This is a genomic window from Phaeospirillum tilakii (assembly GCF_042683125.1).
Lineage (GTDB): Bacteria > Pseudomonadota > Alphaproteobacteria > Rhodospirillales > Magnetospirillaceae > Phaeospirillum > Phaeospirillum tilakii.
Map to the genome: position 1 here is coordinate 176,742 of NZ_JBHUIY010000002.1, position 12,972 is coordinate 189,713.

Genomic DNA, 12,972 nt, shown 5'->3' on the forward strand with positions numbered 1-12,972 from the left:
GGTCATACCATGGACATCGGCGCTCTCACTCCTCATGTGGACGTGGCCCTGGTGACGCTGTATGCGTTCTGGGCTTTCTTCGCCCTGTTGATTTACTACCTGCGCTCGGAAGACAAGCGCGAGGGCTATCCGCTGGTGACGGATGGGCCGAACCCGGAGCGGGTGATCGGTTTCCCGCCGCTGCCCGAGCCCAAGACCTTCCTGCTGCGTGACGGCAGCGTCCGCACCGCCCCGCGGGCGGAGGAACTGGTTCCGGTCACCGGCGCCACCCCGGCCTACAAGTTCGACGGCGCCCCGCTGGTGCCGACCGGCAACCCGCTGCTGTCCGGTATCGGCCCGGCGGCGTGGGCCGAGCGCATCGACGCCCCCGACATCGACGGCGAAGGCCATGTCCGCATCGTCCCGCTGCGCGTGGCGAAGGACCTGTCGGTCGAATCCGAAGATCCCGATCCGCGTGGCTGGGAAATCCTCGGCGCCGACGACAAGGTCGCGGGCACCGTTTCCGACCTGTGGGTCGATCGTGGCGACCTGCTGGTCCGCTACTACGAGATCGCGGTTCGCGCCGGCAACAGCACCCGCACCGTGCTGATCCCGAACGCGCTGGTCAAGGTCCTGACCGAAGAGAAGAAGGTCCGCACCGGTTCGGTGCCGGCGGCCCTGTTCGCCTCGGCCCCGACCATCGCCAACCCCGACCGGATCACCTTCCGCGAGGAAGACCGGGTCAGCGCCTATTTCGGCGGTGGCTACCTGCTGGCGACTCCGGAACGGACGGAATCCTGGCTGTGAGCGATCACGACCATTCTGTAGACACGGTCCCGGGCTTGCCCGGGCCGCTTCCCCAGGGGGAGCGCCTGCTGTGGCAGGGCTCCCCGGCCTGGTGGCCGTTGGCCTACCGGGCTTTTCGCTTCGGCTGGCTTGCGGTCTATTTCGGCCTGTTCGGCGGATGGGCCGCGGTCAGCGTGGTGGCCGATGGCGGGGGCGCGGTCCGCGCCCTCGGCGCGGTCGTGCTGACGCTGGCGGCCGGTCTGGCGGCGGGGGGGATCCTGTCGCTGATCGGCTGGGCCAGCGCCCGCGCCACCACCTATTCGATCACCACCCGCCGTGTCGTCATCTCGCACGGCGTGGCGCTGCCGCTGTCGGTCAATCTGCCGTTCGGCATGATCGAGTCGGTGGCGCTCAAGACCTATTCCGACGGCACCGGCGACCTCGTGCTGACGCTGGGCGGCAACCGCAACCTCGCCTATCTGGTGTTGTGGCCGCATGCCCGCCCCTGGCGTTTCAGCAAGGTCGAGCCGATGCTGCGCGCGGTTCCCGGCGCGGTGGCGATCGCCCGCATCCTCGGCGACGCGCTGGCCGAAGCCGCCCGCGAACACGAGGCGGCCGTGGCGGCCCCGCGCGAACCCGCCGACGCCTGATAGTCTGACAGCCTGACAAAGCCGGAGACAAAATGAGCGGCCCGTTCGGCGACAAGCCCATTCCCCGCCCCGTTCTGATCGGGGCCGGCACCCTGCTTCTTCTGGTGGTGATCCTCGCCGGGGTCGCCCGCTATACCGGCTATCGCCTTGGGCAGGCGCCCGAGGCCAACGCCCTGGCCAGCCGCGACGTCGCCTTCGTCGACCAGCCCGACGGCAGCATCGCGGTCGAGGACCCGGCCACCCACGCCCGGATCGACCTGCTTGAGCCCGGCACCTATGGTTTCGTCCGTGGCGCCACCCGCGCGCTGGCGCGCGAGCATCGTGGCCTGCCCCAGGGCGGCGCCGCGCCGTTCCGGCTGACCCGCTGGGATGATGGCCGCGTCACCCTCCAGGACCTGACCACCGGGACCCGGCTTGAACTCGAGGCCTATGGCCCGACCAATCTCGAGGCCTTCACCCGGCTGCTGACCGTCGGAAAACCGGCGTCATGATCGCCTGGGCGGGCGGCGTCCCGCGCCGATACCCGGCCCGAGCCCACCCGCGCGTCGGGGCATAGGCGGATGCTGGATTACGCCTGTCCGGCGCTGTACGCTCTGTTCCTGTGGTGGTTCGGCACCGGCGCGGTGCTGTTTCTCGACGGTCTGCCGACCGCCACCTTCCGCCGCACGATGATGGTGGCGACGGCGGTGTTCGCCGTCGCGCTGGTCGGCCTCGTGCTGACCGCCGACAGCGCCAGCGTGGCCGGGGCCTATGCCGCCTTCACCTTCGGCTTCTTCGCCTGGGGCTGGCAGGAAATCAGCTTCTATCTCGGCTATGTCACCGGTCCGCGCCGTCATGCCTGCCACGAGGGCTGTTCCGGCTGGCCGCATTTCCTGCACGGCATCCAGGTCACCCTCTATCACGAGATCAAGATCCTGCTGACCGCCGCCGTGCTGCTGGCGGTGTGCTGGGAGGCGGCCAATCCGCTGGCGCTGTGGAGCTTCCTGATCCTGTGGGGGATGCATCAGAGCGCCAAGCTCAACGTCTTCCTCGGCGTGCCCAATCTCAGCGAGGATTTCCTGCCGGACCACCTGCTGTTCCTGCGCAGCTTCCTGACCCGGCGGCCGATGAACCTGCTGTTCCCGCTGTCGGTCACCGTCGCTACCGTCGCCACCGCCTGGATGATCGGCGAGGCGGCCTCGGCCGAGCCGGGCTCGTATCAGCAGACCGCCGATACCTTCCTCGCCGCCCTGCTGGTGGTCGGCGTGCTGGAACATTGGTTCCTGGTGCTGCCGCTGCCGACCGCCGCCTTGTGGGAATGGGGCCTCAAGACCCACGGCCATCGCCACCCGGCCGCCGCCGGCCACGACGACGAAACCCTGGTCAAGTCGGTTGCCGATCCGGTTCGCCCGCTCTGACCGGATGTGGGCTCCGCCCACGCCCGCCAAGGGCCGGGGGCCCTTGGAACCCATTGTCGGTCGGGCACGGCAACGCCAAGGGAACGGGATCCAAGGGCCTCTGGCCCTTGGCGGGTGCGGGCGGAGCCCGCGTCTCTTTTTTCTGCTCGCCTTCCTGCTGATGACCCCGCCGGCCTGGGCCGATTCCTGCGCGACGCTGGCTGCCCGGGTGGCGGCGGTGCCCGGCGCGGGGCCGGTGCTGCTGGCGAGCTTCGACGATGTGGCGGATCGCCCGGCGCTGGCCACCGCCGCCTTCACCTATGACAACGCGGTGGCGGCGATCGCCCTGGTCGCCTGCGGCCGCGAGAGCGAGGCGCGGCGGATCGGCGCGGCGCTGACCCTGGCGGCGCGCCACGGCCGGCTGCGCAACGCCTATCGCGGCGGGGCGCAGCCCGATCCGCCCCCGCCCAACGGCTGGTGGGACGCGGCGCAGGGGCGCTGGGTCGAGGATTCCTATCAGGTCGGCACCAGCAGCGGGGTGGTGGCCTGGGCCGGGCTGGCGCTGCTGACGGTGGGGGGCGCCGAGGCGCGCGCCGCCGCCGCCGCGCTGGGCCAGTGGCTGCTGGCCGAGGTCGCCGACCGGCGCGGTGCCGGCGGCTTCACCGGCGGGATCGATGGGGAAGGGCAGGGCGAACGTCGCCTGACCTGGAAATCAGCCGAGCATCAGACCGACCTGATCGCCCTGTTCGGCGGATTGGCGCGGTCGGGCGCGCCGGGGCCGTGGCCGGCGGCCGAGGCGGCGGCGCGGCGGATGCTCGACTCGCTGTGGCTGGCCGACGAGGGGCGGTTCCTGGTCGGCACCCTGCCCGATGGTGTCAGCCCCAACCGGGCCAATTCCGGCCTCGATGCCCAATTATGGCCGACCCTGCTGGCCGGGGCCGCGCCGGACTGGCGGCGGGCGCTGGCCTATGCCGAGCGGGCGCATGGGGTGCCCGGCGGTTTCTCCTTCGCCGCCGACCGCGCCGGGTTGTGGTGCGAGGGCACCGCCCAGGCGGCGCTGGCCTGGCGCGCCGCCGGCCGGCCGGAGCGGACGCGGGCGCTGCTCGCCACCCTGGCCGGGCAGGTCAGCCCGGGCGGCTATCTGTGGGCGACGCCGGAAACCCGGCTGCCGACCGGGCTGGCGATCGGGCCGGACAGCGTGTCGGCCGATTTCTTCTACTATCGCTGGCCCCATCTCGGCGCCACCGCCTGGACGGCGCTGGCCGAGCAGGGGTGGAACCCGTTCACCGGGCGCCGGGTCGGGGCGGGCGACACGCCGCGCGGCGCCGAGTAAAATCAGCCTCCCCATCACCGCCCCGGGAGCCGCCGCGATGACCCTGCCCGATCTGGCCGACCTCGCCGCCGGATACTGGTCCGACCGGGTGGTGCAGGACAATCTGCTGGTCTGCCTCAACGTGATCGGCGCGCTGCTGCTGGGGGTGGTGGTCGGCTACGAGCGCACCTGGAACGGCCGGGCGGCGGGGATGCGGACCTATGGCTTCGTCTGCATGACCTCGGCGGCGCTGACGGTGGTGATCGGCCATCCCGCCTCGTGGTACGGCGGCGCGGTGCCGGCCGGAATCGGGGGCGATCCGACCCGGGTCATCCAGGGCATCGTTACCGGCGTCGGCTTCCTCTGCGCCGGGGTGATCATGAAGGAGGGGTTCTCGATCAGCGGCCTGACCACCGCCGCCTCGATCTGGACCGCCTCGGCGGTGGGGGTGCTGGTGGGGATCGGCTTCTATGCCACCGCCTTCATGCTGACCCTGCTGTCCACCCTGGGGATGCTCGGGCTGCAACAGATCGAACAGAGCCTGCCGGCCCATCACGAACTGGCGGTGCGGCTGCGCTGCCAGCGCGGTCAGGCCCCGGGCGAGGCCGAACTGGTGGCGGCGATCGAGCGCCATGGCTTCACCCTGGTGGCGGAATCGCTGGCGCTGACGATCGAGCGCGACTGGGCGGAGTGGCACTTCCTGGCCTTCATCCGCGATACCCGGGTGCCGTCGTTCGATCCGCTCGCCACCACCCTCGACGGGCTGCCCGGGGTGATCGAGGTCCAGCTCGCCCACGCCAAGACCTGATCCCGCCCGGCCTCACCCCGCCACCGCGCGCAGGGCGTCGAGGTCGTGGATCACCAGCCGGGTCGGGGTGAGGGCGATCAGCCCGTCCCGGCGCCAGCGTTCGAAGGTGGCCGACACCCATTGGCGGGTGACGCCGACCAGCCGGGCGAGGTCCTCCTGGCTGAAATCGCGCCGCAGCGACAGCCCGTCCCCCTCGGGGCGGCCGTCGCGCTCGGCGATCTGCACCAGCAGCCGGGCCAGCCGCTCCCGCGCCGAGCGGGTGCCGAACAGGTGGATCAGCGCCGACATGCAGCGCCCCTTGTGGGCCAGCGCGTCGATCAGCGCCAGCGCCAGCGGCGGCGAGGCGGCGGCGGCGGCGCGCAGTGCCGCGCCCGGCACCACCCACAGCCGGGACGGCCGGGTCGCCACCCCCGACCACATATGCGGGCCGCCCTCGAACAGATCGGGGCCGCCGATGAAATTGCCCGGCCCCCAATAGGCCAGGGTGACCTCGCGCCCGCTGGGTCCGGCATGGAAGATCCGCATCTCGCCGCGATCGATCACGAAGATCGCCCCGCGCGGCTCGCCCTGGCGGAACGCCACCGCCCCGGCGGCCAGCTCGATCCGCCGCGACGCCGCCCGCAGCGGGGCGAGGTCGGGGGCGTCGAGCGCGGCCAGCAGGGCGGCACCGGTCGGGTCGAGTGGTTCCTCGCTGAGATGCAACGCGGGGGGCGGGGCGGGGACGTGGAACAGCGGCGGGGGCGGGCGGGACGAGGCGGGGGCGGACATCGGGGGGGCTCCGCGCTGAGGGCAATTAATTGCTACCATATAGTCTGGTAGATTTATAGTGTTTTGGCGATCCCACCCCAGCCGGAGAGTCCCGCCGTGGTCGCCCTGTTGAAACCCCATTTCCGCGCCGAGGCGCCGTTCGACGAGGTACTCGCCGCCCATCCCGCCTTTCCCCGCCTGATCGCCCGCAAGATCGACGTCCAGCGGCGCGGGGTGCATTACACCCCGGCGGCGGAAGCGGCGATCGATCCAGCGATTCACCAGTTGCGCAGCCCCTACATTTTCGGGTCGCGCGACGGGGCGATCAAGCCGCTGCCGGAATCGCTGCTGCTGCGCGACGGCACCACCATCCTGGTCGATCCGACCCCGCTCGAGCAGGATCCCTATGTGGTCGATCATCGCGACGGGCGCTTCGTGCTGCTCGACGGCGGGGTCGAGGTCGAGACGGTCGATCTGTGGCCCAAGCCGGCCTATTACGACAAGCTGACGTCGTCGGGCATCAAGATGAGCCTGCTGGTCAGCGCCCGGCCGCAGCGGCTCAACGTGTTCCAGTCGAGCTATTGCTATTTCTGGGCCGACAAGGCCGGCTGCCGTTTCTGCGACATCGTCACCCACACCAAGCAGCAGCGCGAGGAGATGGGGGTGCCGACCCGGCTGCGGCCCGAGGACGTGCGCGAGACCATCGCCGAGGCGATCAAGGAGCCGGGCCGCTTCACCAACCTGTGCCTGACCGCCGGCTCGGTCACCAAGGGGGCGGAGATCTTCGATCAGGAGGTCGAGTTCTACATCGAATTGCTGCAATCGATCGGCAGCCTGTTCAAGACCCGCCGCTTCCCCAGCCAGCTGATCGGCTCGGCCTTCAATGAACGCCAATTGCGGCGGCTGCACGAGGAAACCGGACTGAGCAGCTACACCACCGACCTCGAGGTGCTGAACGAGGCGGTGTTCAACTGGGTTTGCCCCGGCAAGGCCCGTCAGGTCGGCTATCGCGAATGGAAGGAACGGCTGGTGCGCGCGGTCGGGATCTTCGGTCGCGGCAATGTCGGCACCGGGCTGGTCGGCGGCGTCGAACTGGCCCGGCCCCATGGGTTCAAGACCGAGGCCGACGCGCTGGCCGCCACCCTGGCCGAGGCCGACTGGCTGGGCGAGCGCGGCGTCACCACCGTCTACATCGTCTGGGTGCCGCGCCCGGGGTCGGAATTCCACGACCAGCAGGCGCCGTCGCTCGATTACTACCTGCGCCTTGCCCAGGGGTTGCAGGACATCCGCGCCCGCCACGGCCTGACGGTCGATTTCGACGATTACCGCCGCTGCGGCAACCATCCCGATTCCGACCTCGCCCGCCTGCAATAGACCGGAGCTGCCCCGATGACCCGTCCCGCATTCGATCAAGCCGGTCTGGCCGCCCTGCTGGCCGACCCCGCCACCGTCAAGGTCCTGGCCGTGCCCGGGCCGGGCGATCTGCCCCGGCTGGTGCCGGTTCCGGCGTTGCAGGAAGGCGACCAGGAGCGGCTGGTGCTGCCCGAACGGCACGAATCCGCCGAATCCCAGCGCGGCCTGCTGCGGGCGCTGTGGTACGACCGCCCGGTGGCGCTGCTGCTGACCCATCCCGACGGCCGCGCCCTCGAACTGCGCGCGCGGCCGCTTCAGGCCCACGTCACCGGGCCGCTGTTCCTGCGCCATTACCAGGAACTGCGAGGGCGGGAGGGCGATGTCGGCCTCAGCGCGGTGTGGGAAATCGCGGTCGAGGCCGGGTTCGATCAGAGCCTCGCCGCCCGCGACGCCGCCGAGGCCGCCCGCCATCCCGGCTTCACCCATCTCGACCGGATCGCCGTCTGAACCACCGGGGTGGGCGCCGCCCACGCCCGCCAGGGGCCGGAGGACCCCTGGACCCCGTTGCTGGTCGCAAGGAGTGCGTGATGAAGGTTCTGCTGATCAATCCCGCCTTCTTCGACGGGGACGCGTTCCGCAACCGCTTCGCCGATTACGTCGACTGGATCCGGGGCGGCAATCTCTATGTCGCGCCGTTCGAACCGCCGCTCGGGCTGGCCTATCTCACCGCCGCGCTCAAGCGGGAGGGGCACACGGTGATCCTGCTCGACATGCAGGGGCTGATGATGGACAGCGAGGCGCTGGCGGCGGCGCTGACGCGCGAGCGGCCGGATCTGGTCGGCATCACCGCGATGACTCCGACCCTGCCGGAATCGCTGCGGGTGGCCGAGTTGGCCAAGCGGATGCTGCCGGCGGTGCCGGTGGTGCTGGGCGGGGTTCATCCCACCCTCGACCCGGCCGGGGTGCTGGCCGATCCCCATGTCGATTACGTCGTGCGCGGCGAGGGCGAGCAGGCCCTGGCCGGGCTGGTGGCGGCGCTGGAGCGCGGGGCGGGGCTCGACGCGGTGCCGGGGCTGTGCCGGCGGGTCGGCGGCGGGGTCCGGGTGGTGGAAAAGGCGCCGCCGGTCGCCGATCTCGACCTGTTGCCGCCGGCCGATTACGCCGCCTTCCCGATCGAACGCTACATCGAGCACAACGCCGTGCTGCGCGGGGTGCGCGGCATCTCGATGATCCTGTCGCGCGGCTGCCCCTATGCCTGCACCTTCTGCGCGGTGCAGCAGACGATGGGGCGGCGCTGGCGGTTCAAGTCGCCCGGCCGGGTGGTCGACGAGGTGATCGCCCTGCGCGACGCCTACGGCATCGAGGGGGTGTGGTTCAAGGACAGCATCTTCAACATGCGCAAATCCTGGACCCGCGCATTCTGCCGCCAGATGGTCGAGCGCAAGGTCGGGATCGAATGGCAGGCGCTGACCCGGATCGACCTGCTCGACGAGGACGAACTGGTGATGATGAAGGCGGCCGGGCTGAGCCAGATCGATCTCGGCATCGAATCCGGTTCGCCGCGCAGTCTGGCCCGGCTCGACAAGCGCATCACCGTCGCGCAGATCCGGGACAAGGTGGCGATGGCCCGCCGCCATGTCCGGGTGTTCGGCTTCTTCATGATCGGCATCCCCGGCGAGGCGGAAGAGGACGTGCGCCAGACCTTCGACCTTGCCCGTTCGATCGAACTCGACCGCTGGAGCTGGAGCATCTACAGCCCGCTGCCCGGCTCGAAACTGTATGACGATCTGGTCGCCGAAGGGCGGATCCAGCCCTTTGCCCTCGACCATGCCCGGGTTCATTTCACCGAGGCTTATGACGGGGTCTGCGCCATTCCCCCGGCGCGGCTGAAGCAGCTTTATGCCGAAATCAATGATCACTTCACCCGCCGCAACGCCGCGTGAGCTGCCCTGGCGGCTGATCCTGCTGGGCGGGCTGGTGATGGCGATCGCGATCGGCCTGCGCGCCGGGCTCGGGGTGGTGGTGCAGCCCTACGCCCTGTTCCAGGGCTGGCCGCTGGCCACCGTCGCGTTGGCGATGGCCCTGCACAACCTGCTGTGGGGGCTGGTTCAGCCGCTGATCGGCGGGCTGGCCGACCGCCACGGCGCGCGCGGGGTGGTGGGGGCCGGGGCGCTGGCCTTCGCCGCCGGGCTGGCCGCCACCGCCTGGGCCGCCAGCCCGGCCACCGCGCTGGCCGGGGCGGGTGGGGCGGTCGGGCTCGGCCTCGCCGCCGCCAGCTTTCCGGTGGTGCTGGCCCTGGTCGGCCGCGCCAGCCCGCCCCGGCGTCAGGCCCAGGCGATGGGGCTGGCGATCGCGCTCGGTTCCTGCGGGCAGGTGGTGGTGCCGCCGGTGGTCGGCTGGCTGGTCGAGCGCAACGGGGTGGTCGCCGCCCTGGCGGCGATGGCCGCCCTCGCCCTGCTGATGGCGCCGCTGGCGTTCGGCCTCGGTGCCGGCCGGCCAGGGCGTGGCGGCCCCGTCGCGCCGCCCCCGGCGCGGGGTGCCCTCGCCGCCGCCTGGGCCAGCCCGTCCTATCGCCGGCTGGTGATCGGCTTCTTCGCCTGCGGCTTCCAACTGGCCTTCATCAGCCTGCATCTGCCCGGCCATCTGGTGCTGTGCGGCCAGCCGGCCGCCGCCGGCGGCTGGGCGCTGGCGGCGATGGGGCTGTTCAACGTCGCCGGCTGCTGGCTGTTCGGCCAGTGGGGCGGGCGTGGCTCGCCGGCCCGATTGCTGGTGCTGCTCTACCTGCTGCGGGCGCTGGCGGTGGCGATCCTGCTGCTGGCGCCGCTGACCCCGGCCAGTCTGGCGCTGTTCTCCGTCCTTACCGGTCTGACCTGGCTGGCCACCGTGCCGCTGACCAGCGCGGTGATCGCCCGGCTGTTCGGCACCGGGGCGCTCGGGTTGCTGTTCGGTGTCGCCTTCCTGTCGCATCAGCTCGGCTCGTTCGCCGGGGCGCTGGCCGGCGGCTGGGCGTTCGACGCCACCGGCTCCTACCGCGCGGTGTGGGCCGTGGCCGCAGGGCTGGGGCTGCTCGCCGCCCTGCTGCATTGGCCGATCGTCGATACCCCGCCCGCCGCCGCGCCCGCCCCGGCCTGACGGGATTGCGGGGGATGTCGAGAATGTGCAATTATCTACTAGATAAATAGTCAAAAGGAGCCCGCCGTGAGACTTTCCCCCCTGTTCGCCGCGCTGGCGGTGGTCCTCTGCCTTGCCGCCACCGGTCCGGCCGCCCGCGCCGCCGACCAGATCCGCTTCGCCACCCAGCCGATCCCGCAATACGCCCCGATCTTCGTCGCCAAGCAGAAGCATTGGCTGGAGGAGGAACTGGCCAAGGTCAAGCCGGGGGTCGAACTGAAATGGGCTTCGTTCCCGGCCGGGCCGCCGATCAATGAATCCTTCGCCGCCGGCCAGCAGGATTTCGGCTTCCTCGGCGACACCCCGGCGCTGATCGGCAAGGCGGTGGGGATCGACACCCGGCTGGCGGCGCTGTCGGCCAGCAGCCCGACCAGCCTCGCCGTGGTGGTGGGGGCGCAGTCGCCGATCCGGTCGGCCCGCGAGCTGAAGGGCAAGCGGGTGGCGGTGACCAAGGGCTCCTATGCCCAGCATCTGCTGGCGCTGGTGCTGGAAAGCGGCGGCCTGACCTTCTCCGACGTCGAACTGGTCAACCTGCCCAACGCCGAGATCGCCCCGGCGATCGTCTCCGGCGCGATCGATGCCGGCGCGGTGTGGGAGCCGGTGATCAGCCGGGGCGAGGCCCAGCACACCATCCGGGTGCTGGCCGACGGCACCGGGATCAAGAAGGGGATCCTGGTGATCATCGTCGCCGCCGACTTCCTCAAGACCCACCGGGCGGAAGCCGAGGCGGTGCTGCGCGCCTATGCCCGCGCCGCCGCCTTCATCAAGAGCAATCCGAAGGAGGCGGCCGAGCTGCTGACCGAGGACACCCGCCTGCCGGCCGACCTGCTGGTCAAGCTGCTGCCCAAGCTCGATTTCACTCCGGCGATCCACGACGAGGACATCGCCGATCTCAAGAAGTCGGAAGCCTATTACCGCTCGATCGGCCTGATCCGGGCCCCGGTCGACATCGAGGCCTGGGCCGACCGCACCCTGGTCCCGGCCGGAGCCGACCAGTGAGCGACTCCGCCGGCCTGGCCGTCGGGCCCGGGCTGACGCGGGCCGGGGTGGGGGAGGGTCGGGCGCGGCGCGCCCGCTCCGGCGCCGGGCTGCGCCGCGCCGCCGGTTATGTCGCCCTGCCGCTGGCGCTGTTCGCCCTGTGGCAGGCGCTGTACGCGCTGGGGGCGATCCGGCCGATCCTGCTGCCGCCGCCGTCGCAGGTGGTGGTGGCGTTCGTCGATCTCGCCGCCAGCGGCGAACTGGCGCGCCATCTCGGCATCAGCCTGCTGCGGGTGCTCGAAGGCTTCGCCGTCGCCGCCCTGGTCGGGCTGCCGCTTGGGGTGGCGATCGGCCTGTCGCGCCGGCTCGACCACGCCACCGACCTGCTGGTCCAGCTGATCAAGCCGATCCCGCCGATCGCCTGGATCCCGCTCGCCATCCTGTGGTTCGGCATCGGCGAGGGCGGCAAGGTGTTCATCATCTTCCTCGGCGCGCTGTTTCCGGTGCTGATCAACACCATCGACGGCATCCGCCAGACCGACCACCGCCATGTCGAGCTGGCCCGGATCCTCGAGGTCAGCCGGCTGCGCTTCGTCACCCATGTGGTGTTGCCCGGCGCCCTGCCGGCGATCATGACCGGGCTGCGGGTCGGGCTGATGGTGGCGTGGATGTGCGTGGTCGCCGCCGAACTGATCGCCGCCTCGAGCGGGGTCGGCTACCTGATCATGGATGCGCGCCAATTGTCGCAGACCGACCGGGTGCTGGTGGGGATGATCACCATCGGCGCGATGGGCAAGCTGCTCGATCTGGCCCTCAAGCTGATCGAAAGCCGCCTGATCACCTGGAAAGCCACCTTTACCGGCGCCTGAGGAGAGACGCGATGTCCCGATCCGCCGCCAGCCGGGCCGACCATTTGTCGATCGGCCCGCTGTCGAAAACCTTCCGCCTGCCCACCGGCAGCGTCGCCGCGCTCGGCTCGATCGCGCTCGACATCCCGGCCGGGCGCTTCGTCGCCATCGTCGGCGCCTCCGGCTGCGGCAAGAGCACCCTGCTGCGGATCGTCGCCGGGCTGGAAACCGCCGAGGGCGGCCCGGTCCGGCTGGGCGGCCGGACGGTGACCGGGCCGGGGCTCGATCGCGGCTTCGTGTTCCAGGAACACCGGCTGCTGCCCTGGCTGACGGTGGCTGGCAACCTTGCCTTCGCCCTCAAGGGGCTGCCCCGGGCGGAGGTGCGGGCCCGGGTCCAGTCCCATCTCGAACTGGTCGGGCTGGCCGGGTTCGCCGACGCCTATCCGTTCCAATTGTCGGGCGGGATGGCGCAGCGGGTGGCGATCGCCCGCGCCCTGGTCAACCAGCCGGGGGTGCTGCTGCTCGACGAGCCGTTCGGTGCGCTCGATGCCCTGACCCGGATCCAGATGCAGCAGGAAATCCTGCGGATCTGGCAGGCCCGGGGCACGACGATGATCCTGGTGACCCACGACATCGACGAGGCGATCTTCCTCGGCGACGAGGTGGTGGTGATGTCGTCGCGCCCCGGCACGATCAAGCGCCGCCTGACCGTGCCGCTGCCCCGGCCGCGCGACCGTTCCAGCCCGGCCTTCGTCGAATTGCGCCGCGAGATCTACCGCGAGTTCTTCGCCGAGTCCGACCACCCCTTCGCCTACGAGATTTAGGAGCGGCCGTCCTTGACGGCTCCCTCGTTGGGCACTCGCCCAAGCCCATTTGGGGCGATGCCCCAAACCCCCTTTGATTTTATTGATAAAAACAGGGGAGGTCCGGAGGCGCCCGCCTCCGGGCGGGGCCGGGGCGGCAG

Annotated in this window: 14 protein-coding genes; 13 read left to right on the forward strand and 1 reads right to left on the reverse strand. The window is 71.1% G+C overall.

Annotation, left to right across the window (positions count from 1 at the left end; translation table 11 throughout):
- Window positions 1–9 precede the first annotated feature (9 nt).
- The 6 genes from puhA to ACFSNB_RS01890 all read left to right on the forward strand — a co-directional run bounded on the left by puhA (window position 10) and on the right by ACFSNB_RS01890 (window position 4,911).
- Window positions 10–786 (forward strand): photosynthetic reaction center subunit H, encoded by a 777-nt coding sequence (puhA, locus tag ACFSNB_RS01865; protein ID WP_377313942.1) that lies wholly within the window; start codon window positions 10–12, stop codon window positions 784–786.
- A complete protein-coding gene (gene puhB, locus ACFSNB_RS01870; RefSeq protein WP_377313944.1) occupies window positions 783–1,415 on the forward strand; it encodes a photosynthetic complex putative assembly protein PuhB in 633 nt (210 codons plus the stop codon). Before puhA ends, puhB begins: the two co-directional genes overlap by 4 nt.
- A 32-nt stretch (window positions 1,416–1,447) precedes the next feature.
- The gene (gene puhC / locus ACFSNB_RS01875; RefSeq protein ID WP_377313946.1) at window positions 1,448–1,906 is read left to right on the forward strand and encodes a photosynthetic complex assembly protein PuhC; all 459 of its coding nucleotides are present in this window, start codon (window positions 1,448–1,450) and stop codon (window positions 1,904–1,906) included.
- Window positions 1,907–1,975: 69 nt separating this feature from the next.
- Window positions 1,976–2,812: a putative photosynthetic complex assembly protein PuhE gene (gene puhE / locus ACFSNB_RS01880; protein WP_377313948.1), complete on the forward strand. Its 837-nt coding sequence runs from the start codon at window positions 1,976–1,978 to the stop codon at window positions 2,810–2,812.
- A 160-nt stretch (window positions 2,813–2,972) separates the two neighbouring features.
- Window positions 2,973–4,124 (forward strand): hypothetical protein, encoded by a 1,152-nt coding sequence (locus tag ACFSNB_RS01885; RefSeq protein ID WP_377314029.1) that lies wholly within the window; start codon window positions 2,973–2,975, stop codon window positions 4,122–4,124.
- Between the two features lie 37 nt (window positions 4,125–4,161).
- Window positions 4,162–4,911, forward strand: a complete 750-nt coding sequence (locus ACFSNB_RS01890) for an MgtC/SapB family protein (protein ID WP_377313950.1) — start codon at window positions 4,162–4,164, stop codon at window positions 4,909–4,911.
- Between the two features lie 12 nt (window positions 4,912–4,923).
- Here the strand turns inward: ACFSNB_RS01890 and ACFSNB_RS01895 are convergent, their stop codons facing one another.
- Window positions 4,924–5,679 (reverse strand): Crp/Fnr family transcriptional regulator, encoded by a 756-nt coding sequence (locus ACFSNB_RS01895; protein ID WP_377313952.1) that lies wholly within the window; start codon window positions 5,677–5,679, stop codon window positions 4,924–4,926.
- Between the two features lie 96 nt (window positions 5,680–5,775).
- On the opposite strand from ACFSNB_RS01895, the gene ACFSNB_RS01900 reads away from it, so the two are divergent.
- The 7 genes from ACFSNB_RS01900 (at window position 5,776) to ACFSNB_RS01930 (ending at window position 12,832) form a co-directional block, all read left to right on the forward strand.
- Window positions 5,776–7,032, forward strand: coding sequence for a radical SAM protein (locus ACFSNB_RS01900; protein WP_377313954.1), 1,257 nt, complete (start codon window positions 5,776–5,778; stop codon window positions 7,030–7,032).
- Window positions 7,033–7,047: 15 nt separating this feature from the next.
- Window positions 7,048–7,518 (forward strand): hypothetical protein, encoded by a 471-nt coding sequence (locus tag ACFSNB_RS01905; protein ID WP_377313956.1) that lies wholly within the window; start codon window positions 7,048–7,050, stop codon window positions 7,516–7,518.
- An 80-nt stretch (window positions 7,519–7,598) separates the two neighbouring features.
- Entirely contained in the window at window positions 7,599–8,954 is a 1,356-nt protein-coding gene (locus ACFSNB_RS01910; RefSeq protein WP_377313958.1) for a B12-binding domain-containing radical SAM protein, read from the forward strand.
- Window positions 8,923–10,143, forward strand: a complete 1,221-nt coding sequence (locus ACFSNB_RS01915; protein WP_377313960.1) for an MFS transporter — start codon at window positions 8,923–8,925, stop codon at window positions 10,141–10,143. The genes ACFSNB_RS01910 and ACFSNB_RS01915 overlap by 32 nt, the downstream gene beginning before the upstream one ends.
- 66 nt (window positions 10,144–10,209) lie before the next feature.
- Window positions 10,210–11,181, forward strand: a complete 972-nt coding sequence (locus tag ACFSNB_RS01920; RefSeq protein ID WP_377313962.1) for an aliphatic sulfonate ABC transporter substrate-binding protein — start codon at window positions 10,210–10,212, stop codon at window positions 11,179–11,181.
- Window positions 11,178–12,029: an ABC transporter permease gene (locus ACFSNB_RS01925; RefSeq protein WP_377313964.1), complete on the forward strand. Its 852-nt coding sequence runs from the start codon at window positions 11,178–11,180 to the stop codon at window positions 12,027–12,029. The genes ACFSNB_RS01920 and ACFSNB_RS01925 overlap by 4 nt, the downstream gene beginning before the upstream one ends.
- Before the next feature lie 11 nt (window positions 12,030–12,040).
- Window positions 12,041–12,832, forward strand: a complete 792-nt coding sequence (locus ACFSNB_RS01930; protein WP_377313965.1) for an ABC transporter ATP-binding protein — start codon at window positions 12,041–12,043, stop codon at window positions 12,830–12,832.
- Window positions 12,833–12,972: the final 140 nt, after the last annotated feature.

Coding starts and splice junctions, on each gene's coding strand:
- ACFSNB_RS01930 (WP_377313965.1), top strand. CDS start 12,041: ATGTCCCGATCCGCCGCCAGCCGGGCCGACCATTTGTCGATCGGCCCG.
- ACFSNB_RS01885 (WP_377314029.1), top strand. CDS start 2,973: ATGACCCCGCCGGCCTGGGCCGATTCCTGCGCGACGCTGGCTGCCCGG.
- puhC (WP_377313946.1), top strand. CDS start 1,448: ATGAGCGGCCCGTTCGGCGACAAGCCCATTCCCCGCCCCGTTCTGATC.
- ACFSNB_RS01895 (WP_377313952.1), bottom strand. CDS start 5,679: ATGTCCGCCCCCGCCTCGTCCCGCCCGCCCCCGCCGCTGTTCCACGTC.
- ACFSNB_RS01890 (WP_377313950.1), top strand. CDS start 4,162: ATGACCCTGCCCGATCTGGCCGACCTCGCCGCCGGATACTGGTCCGAC.
- ACFSNB_RS01910 (WP_377313958.1), top strand. CDS start 7,599: ATGAAGGTTCTGCTGATCAATCCCGCCTTCTTCGACGGGGACGCGTTC.
- ACFSNB_RS01905 (WP_377313956.1), top strand. CDS start 7,048: ATGACCCGTCCCGCATTCGATCAAGCCGGTCTGGCCGCCCTGCTGGCC.
- puhE (WP_377313948.1), top strand. CDS start 1,976: ATGCTGGATTACGCCTGTCCGGCGCTGTACGCTCTGTTCCTGTGGTGG.
- ACFSNB_RS01915 (WP_377313960.1), top strand. CDS start 8,923: ATGATCACTTCACCCGCCGCAACGCCGCGTGAGCTGCCCTGGCGGCTG.
- puhA (WP_377313942.1), top strand. CDS start 10: ATGGACATCGGCGCTCTCACTCCTCATGTGGACGTGGCCCTGGTGACG.